Source organism: Coralloluteibacterium stylophorae (assembly GCF_018122625.2).
In the GTDB taxonomy this organism is placed as follows: Bacteria; Pseudomonadota; Gammaproteobacteria; order Xanthomonadales; family Xanthomonadaceae; genus Coralloluteibacterium; species Coralloluteibacterium stylophorae.
Genome location: NZ_JAGQFT020000017.1, coordinates 26,987 through 35,860, shown reverse-complemented (window position 1 = coordinate 35,860; position 8,874 = coordinate 26,987). Strand labels below are relative to the sequence as shown.

7 protein-coding genes are annotated in these 8,874 nt (G+C 69.3%); 3 read left to right on the top strand and 4 right to left on the bottom strand.

Going from position 1 to position 8,874, the window contains the following annotated elements:
• The 4 genes from KB893_RS17715 to KB893_RS17700 form a co-directional block, all read right to left on the bottom strand.
• On the bottom strand, window positions 1-98 hold a 98-nt coding region (locus KB893_RS17715), incomplete at its 3' end, for a transposase (protein ID WP_211925475.1).
• Window positions 99-295: 197 nt separating this feature from the next.
• Entirely contained in the window at window positions 296-3,136 is a 2,841-nt protein-coding gene (locus tag KB893_RS17710; protein WP_211927073.1) for a TonB-dependent receptor plug domain-containing protein, read from the bottom strand.
• Window positions 3,137-3,515: 379 nt separating this feature from the next.
• Window positions 3,516-4,286 (bottom strand): ABC transporter permease, encoded by a 771-nt coding sequence (locus tag KB893_RS17705; RefSeq protein ID WP_211927074.1) that lies wholly within the window; start codon window positions 4,284-4,286, stop codon window positions 3,516-3,518.
• A complete protein-coding gene (locus KB893_RS17700) occupies window positions 4,283-5,233 on the bottom strand; it encodes an ABC transporter ATP-binding protein (RefSeq protein ID WP_211927075.1) in 951 nt (316 codons plus the stop codon). The genes KB893_RS17705 and KB893_RS17700 overlap by 4 nt, the downstream gene beginning before the upstream one ends.
• Window positions 5,234-5,422: 189 nt before the next feature.
• Here KB893_RS17700 and KB893_RS17695 point away from each other — a divergent pair, with 189 nt between their 5' ends.
• Genes KB893_RS17695 through KB893_RS17685 form a run of 3 tightly spaced genes read left to right on the top strand, consistent with a single transcriptional unit; the run spans window position 5,423 to window position 8,868 of the window.
• Window positions 5,423-6,925, top strand: a complete 1,503-nt coding sequence (locus tag KB893_RS17695) for an alpha/beta fold hydrolase (protein ID WP_211927076.1) — start codon at window positions 5,423-5,425, stop codon at window positions 6,923-6,925.
• A gap of 9 nt (window positions 6,926-6,934) precedes the next feature.
• Window positions 6,935-7,678, top strand: a complete 744-nt coding sequence (locus KB893_RS17690; RefSeq protein ID WP_211927077.1) for an ABC transporter ATP-binding protein — start codon at window positions 6,935-6,937, stop codon at window positions 7,676-7,678.
• A complete protein-coding gene (locus KB893_RS17685) occupies window positions 7,675-8,868 on the top strand; it encodes an ABC transporter permease (RefSeq protein ID WP_211927078.1) in 1,194 nt (397 codons plus the stop codon). Before KB893_RS17690 ends, KB893_RS17685 begins: the two co-directional genes overlap by 4 nt.
• The last annotated feature ends 6 nt before the right edge of the window (window positions 8,869-8,874 follow it).

The following is an 8,874-nucleotide window of genomic DNA, read 5'->3' as shown; positions in this document are numbered from 1 at the left end:
ATCCCGTGCTTGCGGCACGTCTCGTTGACCTTCGCGCCGGCCTCGACCTCCTTGAGGATCCGCACGACCTGTTCCTCGGTGAACCGCGACTTCTTCATGTGAGCTCCTTCTGGGGGAACTCTACTTCGGACTGGCTCGAATCAACGAGGACGCTTCAGTTGCACGAAACGTCATTCCAGCCCGTGCTGCACACACCGCCGCACGCCAGCCCTCGAAGCGATGGCGTCCTGGCGAACCCGCCCAAAAAAGAACCCCGCCTCGCGGCGGGGTTCGAAGGTGCAGCAGGTGTCGGCGGTCAGTTGCCGAACTGGAAGCGCATCTCGGCCATGACCGAGCGACCGTAGATGTCGTACAGGTAGTTATTGTACGGCGTGCTCGAGGTGCCCGGGAAGTTGTAGGCCTGGTCGTCCGGCATCTCGTTGAGGACGTTGTTGACCATCAGCGAGAACTGGATGTCGTCGGTGGCGCGCCAGTTCACGCTGGCGTTGTAGGTGATGTAGGGCTGCCACCAGCCGGCCGTCGCCCCGGACGAGTGCTCGTAGCCGAAGTCGCCGGCGTAGTAGGCCAGGTAGTTCGGCGTCTTGCCGATGCGGTTGGCGTAGAGCGTCGTGGTCCAGTCGCCGATGTCCCAGGCCACCGAGGCGTCCGCGCGGGTCTTGGCGTAGGCGTCGTACACCCACATGTAGTACGGGTCGCGCAGCAGGTCGATCTTGCCCTCGTCGGGCAGCGGCTGCACGAAGTGCGACAGCATGTTGGTGTAGTTGCCGTTGAACCGCAGCATGCCCCAGCGGCCGATGTCGAGCGAGTAGTTGATGCTCGCGGTCACCGCTTCCAGCGTCTGCTGGGCGACGTTGACCTTCGGCGTGTAGATCTCGTCCAGCGCACCGGTGGCGTCGCGGATCACCCAGTCCAGCGCCTGCTGGCAGCTCGCCGAAGCGATGTCCTGCTGCCCGCTGCGGCAGTAGAACTCCTGCAGCAGCAGCTGGTCGCTCGACTGCGTGTCGACCTCGTTGCGGATGTCCCACGAGTAGTAGTCGACCGACACCGACAGGTTGTGCATCGGCGCCCACACCACGCCGGCGTTCCACACGTCGGCCTCGATCGGCTCCAGGTCGGGGTTGCCTTCCTGGGTGCCGAAGTACTGCGAGTTCTCGAAGCTGCAGCCCTCGGTGTCGGCCGGGTCGTAGCCCTCTTCCGAGTAGCAGCGCCAGTAGTCGACGTCGCTGCTGTAGAAGCCGCTCACGCCCTGGAACTGGTCGGCCAGGGTCGGCGCGCGGAAGGCGGTGCCGTACTTGCCGCGGAACAGCAGGCTGTCGACCGGACGGTACTCGATGCCGATCGAGTAGGTCGGCTTGTCGGTCTTGGTGCCGTAGGCGTCGAACTCGTCGTAGCGGGCCGAGGCGGTCACCGTCAGCGGGTCGAGCAGCGGCATGCGCAGCTCGGTGGTGGCGGCGACGCGCGAGCGGTGGCCGGAGCCGCTGACCGCCGTCGTGCCCCAGATGTCGGCCGTCTCCGGCAGCAGGCGCGCGTCGGGCGAGTAGTCCCAGCCCTGGTTGCCGCCTTCCAGCACCACCGCCAGGCCGGCGTCGCCGCCGGGCAGCTCGAACAGGGCGCTGTTGGTCACCTGGGCGCGCAGCATGTTGTCCCAGGTCTTGCTGCTGCTGTTGGTGTAGCCAGTGAAGGCCGCGAAATCGGCCGGATCGATCGGCTGGTAGAACGCGGCGTAGTCGGGGGCGAAGATCGGGAAGCCGTCGGCCGTCGTGCCCAGCTGCGGGCCGAGCACGGTGTTCTCGAAGTAGCTGTTGATCGCGGTGTCGAAGCGCGCCCAGCCGTGCTCCTTCAGGCGATAGAAGCTGCGCGTGGCGCTGAGGTCGTACTCCCAGTCGCTGTCGCCGAAGAAGCCGCTGCCACCGAAGGTCACCATGTACGAATTGGTGCGATCGGTGTTCATGATGTCGTCGTAGCCGTTGCCGCCGATGTCCTCCGGCGCGAAGCCGCGCTGCAGGTTCACCAGGTCGTCGAGGGCCGGGTCGTAGTAGTAGCCGTACTTGCTGCCGGTGCCCCACCAGGTGTAGGACGAGCCGGTCGCGTAGTCGACGCTCTCGTGGCTGAAGAGGTAGTCGGCGTACAGCTGCAGGTTGTCGTTCACGTCGAAGGTGGCGTGTGTGTAGACCTGGGTGCTGTCCTTGCCGTTGCGCAGGGTGCGGTAGCCGGGCGAGGCGAAGGAGCCGCAGTACTGGCCGTAGCCCTCGCGGGTCTGCAGGCCTTCGGTGCCGTCGAACAGGCCGGACACGTTCCCGCAGTTGGCCGGGTCCATGAAGTAGTAGTCGCCGCTGCCGCTGTAGACCAGGAAGTCGCGGCCGGCGACCGGCGCGGTGTAGCCGTCGGTGTTGTAGCTGTCGGTCAGGTCGCGCTGGTAGCCCCAGATCGGGTTGCGGGTCTCGTACTGCAGGCCGTAGAGCACGTTGAGGCGGCCGTCGACCGCCTCGAAGCCGTCGGAGAAGCTCAGGCGCAGGCTGTTGCCGCCGCCTTCGGTGAAGGTGCCGCCGCGGACGGTGAGGGTGGCCGCGTCGACGCTCTTCTTGAGGATCACGTTGACCACGCCGGCGATCGCGTCCGAGCCGTACAGCGACGACTGCCCACCGGGCAGGATCTCGACGCGGTCGACCAGGTCCACCGGAATGCCGCTGATGTTGTTGAACGCGTCCGAGCCGTTGTACAGCGCCGGGTAGTTGGCCATCGGCCGGCCGTTGATCAGGTACTTGGTGTAGCCCGGATCGAGGCTGAACATGCTGACCGCCTCTGCGCCCTGGGTGAAGGACGCGGAGGTCTGGCCACCCTGGAAGCCGCCGGTGGACATGCTCGACTGCTGCAGCACGTCGCCGATGCTGGTGAAGCCACGCGCCTGGATGTCGTCGGCGGTGATGGTGGTGACCGGGGTGAAGGTCTCGATCTCGGTCTGCGGGATGAGCGAGCCGGTGACGGTCACGCGATCGAGCGTCGAGGCGGTGCCGGCGCCGGTCGAGGTGGAGGGGGCATCCTGGGCCAGTGCGTTGGCGCCTAGGGGCATCGCGACCGCGGCCAGAAGCGCAGCGGTCAGCCGGCTGCGACGCAGCCGAGCGTGGGTTGGGGACATTGCGTGGGTTCCTGCCTGATGCTGATGCCGCTTCCGGGAGTCTGCGGCGGTGGGTACGGCTGGCGCGGGTGCGCCACGTGCTGCCTTAAGGACAGCGGACACCGCTCGATCCTGCGCGGTGTGCGAGAGGAAGACCGGGAGCGGTCCGTGGATGGAATCACACGATGCCCGGTGCACACCGCGGCCGGAAAGCGTTCACTCCGGACGCGGCGGTTCCGCTCGCATGCCCCTGCCTGGGATGGTGACGGACCGGATACGGTGCCGCGGGTGAATAGCGGCACCGCTCGACGCGGTCGTGTTCGTCACCCCTCAGTGCGGGGCCGATGACCGTACCGTACCTAAATATTGCATTTATGTGAACTTCATCGCGCTTGCGGCGTCAGCTCCGCATTCCGACGCCCTTGTAGAGCAGGCGCAGCGCGATGGAAGTCAGCACCACGACCAGGCCCAGCATCACCGCGTAGGCCACCCACAGCGAGACGTCGCTGATGCCGAGCAGGCCGAAGCGGAAGGCGTTGACGATGTAGAAGATCGGGTTGGCGTGGGTCAGCGTCTCGGCCACCGGCGGCAGCATCTGCACCGAATAGAACACGCCGCCGAGATAGGTCAGCGGGGTCAGCACGAAGGTCGGCACGATGGCGATGTCGTCGAACTTCTTGGCGTAGACCGCGTTGACGAAGCCGGCGAGCGCGAACACCGTCGCGCCGAGCAGCACCGTGGTGAAGGTCACCAGCGGATGCGGAATGCGCACGTGGGTGAACAGCATCGCCACCGCCAGCACCAGCACGCCGACCATCAGCCCGCGCAGCACGCCGCCGGCGACGTAGCCGAGCAGGATCACCCAGTTCGGCATCGGACTGACCAGCAGCTCCTCGACGTGGCGGCCGAACTTGGCGCCGAAGAACGAGGAGCTGATGTTGCCGTAGCTGTTGGTGATCACCGACATCATCACCAGCCCGGGCACGATGTAGTCGATGTAGTCGAAGCCGCCCATGTCGCCGATGCGGCGGCCGATGAGCTGGCCGAAGATCAGGAAGTACAGCGTCATCGTGATCACCGGCGGCACCAGGGTCTGGCCCCAGATGCGCAGGATGCGTGCGACCTCGCGGCGGGTGACGGTGTAGAGCGCGGTCAGGTTGGGGTGGCTCATGCCGCCGCCTCCGCCGCGCCGCGGCCGGTCATGCGCACGAACAGCTCCTCCAGGCGGTTGGCCTTGGTGCGCATGGACCGCACCCGGATACCGGCCGCATCGAGGCCGGCGAAGACGCGGTTGAGATCCATCGAGCGCGGCATCTCGAGTTCGAGGGTGTGGTCGTCGGCGGCGACCAGTGCCGCGCCCTCGATCGCCGGCAGCGCCGGCGGCAGCCTGCCCTCGATGTCGAGGACGAAGGCCTCGACGTCGAGCTGCGCCAGCAGCGAGCGCATGCTGCCGTGCTGGATGATGCGGCCGTGGTCGATGATCGCCAGGTTGCGGCAGAGGCTCTCGGCCTCCTCCAGGTAGTGCGTGGTCAGGATCACCGTGGTGCCGGCGGCGTTGATCTCGCGCAGCTGCCGCCACATGGCGCGGCGGATCTCGATGTCGACGCCGGCGGTGGGCTCGTCGAGGATCAGCAGGCGCGGGCGGGTCATCAGCGCGCGCGCGATCATCAGCCGGCGCTTCATGCCGCCGGAGAGCGTGCGGCTCATGGTGTGCGCCTTGTCCGAGAGCTGGGCGCGCTCGAGCTCCTCGCCCGCGCGCACGATGGCCTGGTCGCGCGGCACGCCATAGAAGCCGGCGTAGTTGACGAGGATGTCGAACGGCTTCTCGAACAGGTTGAAATTGATCTCCTGCGGCACGAGCCCGACCATCCGCATCGCGGTGCTGCGCTCGCGCAGCAGGTCGACGCCGTGCACGCGGACCTCGCCGGCGCTGGCGTTCACCAGCGAACTCACGATGCCGATCGTGGTGGACTTGCCGGCGCCGTTGGGGCCGAGCAGGGCGAAGAAGTCGCCGGGCTCCACCCGCAGCGACACGCCCTTCAGGGCTTCGACGCCGGTGGCGTAGGTCTTGCGGAGGTCGACAAGTTCGAGGGCGGGGTGGTCGGTAGGACTGGACATGGCAACGCGGATCGCGGCGCAGGTCGCCGCCGACCGCGCAGTATAGACCGCCGCCGCGGATGCCCCCGGGAACCACTGCAACGATCCGATCCACCGTGCCGGTCGCGCCGCATGCACCCATGGCCGACGGCACGTGCGGCACGCGCGCGCTGGTGCACACTGCGCACTTTGTCGTGTCGGGGAACTTAGATGCATTTCCGCTTCCGGGCCGCACTCGCGGCCGCGGCCGCACTGGCGGCGCCCGCCCTGGCGCCGGCCGCTGCGAGCGCGGCCGAGGCCACCATGACGGTCGGCGACCTCGCCCTGGAGCCCTGCACGCTCAGCGCGCAGGGCATCGCCGCGACGGTCGAGGCGCACTGCACCACCGTTTCGGTACCGGAGAACCGCGCCGAGCCGGACGGCCGCCGGATCGAACTGGCGGTCGCGGTGGTCAGCGGCGACAACGTGCCCGAGCCGGACCCGGTGTTCTTCCTGGCCGGCGGGCCCGGCCAGGCCGCGCGCGAGGCCTACCCGCAGCTGCACGCGGTGTTCCGCGAGGTGATCAAGAACCGGCTGGTGGTGCTGGTGGACCAGCGCGGCACCGGCGCTTCGCATCCGCTGGCCTGCGAGGAGATCCAGGACGACGCCGCCGCGGTCGGCGGCGAGGAACTCGCCACGCCCGACGCCGCCCGCCGCGCCGCCGCACGTTGCCGCGACGCCCTGGCGGACGACGCCGACCTCCGCTTCTACACCACCACCGACGCGGTGCAGGACCTCGAGGCGGTGCGCGAGGCGATGCGGGCGCCGGCCCTGAACCTGGTCGGCGTGTCCTACGGCACCCGCGTGGCCCAGCAGTACCTGCGCAGCCATCCCGGGCGCGTGCGCAGCATGGTCCTCGACGGCGTGGTGCCGAACACGCTGCTGCTCGGCAGTGAGCACGCGCGCAACCTCGAGGACGCGCTCGCGCAGCAGTTCGCCGGATGCGAGAAGGTCGCCGCCTGCCGCGACGAGCTGGGTTCGCCGCGCGCGCACCTCGACATGCTGCGCGCGCGCCTGCTCGACGAGCGCGTCGCGGTCGATTACCGCGACCCGCAGACCGCGCTGCCGCGCGAGGAACAGCTCGCGCTCGCTCATCTGCAGACCGTGGTGCGCATGTACGCCTACCAGCCGGTGACCGCGGCGATGCTGCCGCTGGTGCTGTCCGAGGCCGCGGCCGGGCGTTACGGGCCGCTGGCCGCACAGGCGCGGATGATGGCCGACCAGCTCGGCGACGCGATCATGCACGGCATGCAGCTGTCGGTGACCTGCACCGAGGACATCGGCGATGCGCCGGCGGATCCCGGCGACGCCGCCACCCTTCTCGGCGACACCCTGACCAGCTACCTCGCCGCCCAGTGCGGCGAATGGCCGCGGGGCTCGATGCCGCGCGACTTCCACGACGCGGTGTCGAGCGACGTGCCGAGCCTGCTGCTGTCGGGCGAGTACGACCCGGTCACCCCGCCCCGCTACGGCGAGGCGGTGCTGGCCGGCCTCGCCCACGGCCGCCATCTCGTGCTCGCCGGCCAGGGCCACAACGTGCTTCCGGTCGGCTGCACGCCGCGCCTGCTGGCCCGTTTCGTCGAGACCGCCGACGCCGAGGCGCTCGACGCCGGCTGCCTCGCCGGCCTCGCCCCCGCCCCGCCCTTCGCCGGCTTCTACGGCTGGGAACCGTAAGGACACCCGATGATCGAGATCCACGACCTGCACAAGGCGTTCCGGACCAAGAGCGGCACGGTCAAGGCCGTCGACGGCGTCGGCTTCACCGCGCCCGACGGCCAGATCACCGGCCTGCTCGGTCCCAACGGCGCCGGCAAGACCACCACCCTGCGCATGCTCTACACCCTGATGACGCCGGACGCCGGCAGCGTCCGCGTGGACGGCTTCGACGCGGTCACCGATGCCGAGGCGGTGCGTCGGCGCCTCGGCGTGCTGCCCGACGCGCGCGGCGTCTACAAGCGTCTGACCGCGCGCGAGAACATCGCCTACTTCGGCCGCCTGCACGGCATGACCGCCGCCGAGGTCGCGGCCCGCACCGATGCGCTGATCGAGGCGCTGGGCATGCGCGACGTCGCCGACCGCCGCACCGAGGGCTTTTCGCAGGGGCAGCGCACCAAGACCGCGATCGCCCGCGCGCTGGTGCACGACCCGCGCAACGTGATCCTCGACGAGCCCACCAACGGGCTCGACGTGATGACCACGCGCGCGCTGCGCGCCTTCCTGCAGGGGCTGAAGGCGGAAGGCCGCTGCGTGATCTTCTCCAGCCACATCATGCAGGAGGTCGCCGCGCTGTGTGACCGCATCGTTGTCATCGCCGGCGGCCGCGTGGTCGCCCAGGGCACCGCCGACGAGCTGCGCGCACACACCGGCTGCCCGGACCTGGAGGACGCCTTCGTGCGCCTGGTCGGCAGCGAGGAGGCTGCGGCATGAACGACCGCCGCACCGGAAGCCTGACCGCGCTGGGCATCGTGCTCGCCAAGGAGCTGCGCGACCTGGTCCGCGACCGCCGCACGGTCGTCATCGCCCTGCTGCTCGGGCCGCTGATCCTGCCGACCCTGATGCTCGGCATCGGCGGCATGATCGCCAAGCGCATGTCCACGCAGATGGAAAAGCCGCTGGAGCTGCCGATCATCGGCGCCGAGCGGGCCCCCAACCTGGTGGCCTGGCTGGAGGGCCAGAACGTCAAGCCCGAAGCCGCTCCGGCGGACCCGGAGGCGGCGATCCGCACCCAGGCCGAGGAAGTGATCCTGCGCATCGACGCCGACTACGCCGACGACTGGCGCGCGACCCGCCCCGCGCTCGTCGAGCTGATGTACGACGCCTCGCGCCAGGACTCCGACATCCCGGTCCGGCGCACCGAGGCCCTGCTGCAGGCCTACGGCGAGACCGTCGGCACGCTGCGCCTGGTCGCGCGCGGGGTCAGCCCCACCGCCGCCAGACCGCTGCTGGTCTCGCGCAGCGACCTGTCGACGCCGGAGTCGCGGCGCGGCATGGCGCTGTCGTTCCTGCCCTACCTGCTGATCCTCTCGGCGTTCCTGGGTGGCGCCTATCTGGTCATCGACGTCACCGCCGGCGAGCGCGAACGGCAGTCGCTGGAGCCGTTGCTGGCCACGCCGGCCGCGCGCGGTTCGATCATGAGCGGCAAGATCGCCGCGGCCGTGGTGTTCGGCCTGGTCAGCCTCACGCTCACCCTGGTCGCGTTCAAGATCGGCGCCCAGCTGGCGCCCGGCCTGGGCCGCATGCTCGACGTTTCGCTGCTGGCGATGGTCAAGATGCTGGCCGTGCTGGTGCCGCTGCTGCTGCTGGGCTGCACCCTGATCACCCTGATCGCGGCCAGCGTGAAGTCGGTGAAGGAGGCGCAGAGCTACCTCAGCCTGCTGATGTTCCTGCCGATCGTGCCGACCATCGTGCTGATGGTGAATCCGGTGAAGAACCAGCTGTGGATGTTCGCGGTGCCGCTGCTGTCGCAGAACCAGATGCTGATGAAGATCCTGCGCGGCGAGACGGTGACCGGGCTGGAGTGGCTGGTCTACGCCGGCGCCGGCATGGCGGTGGCCGGCGTCCTGTGGCTGCTGGCCGCGCGCCTCTACCACCGCGAGAAGCTGGCCGTGTCGGCCTGAGCGCGT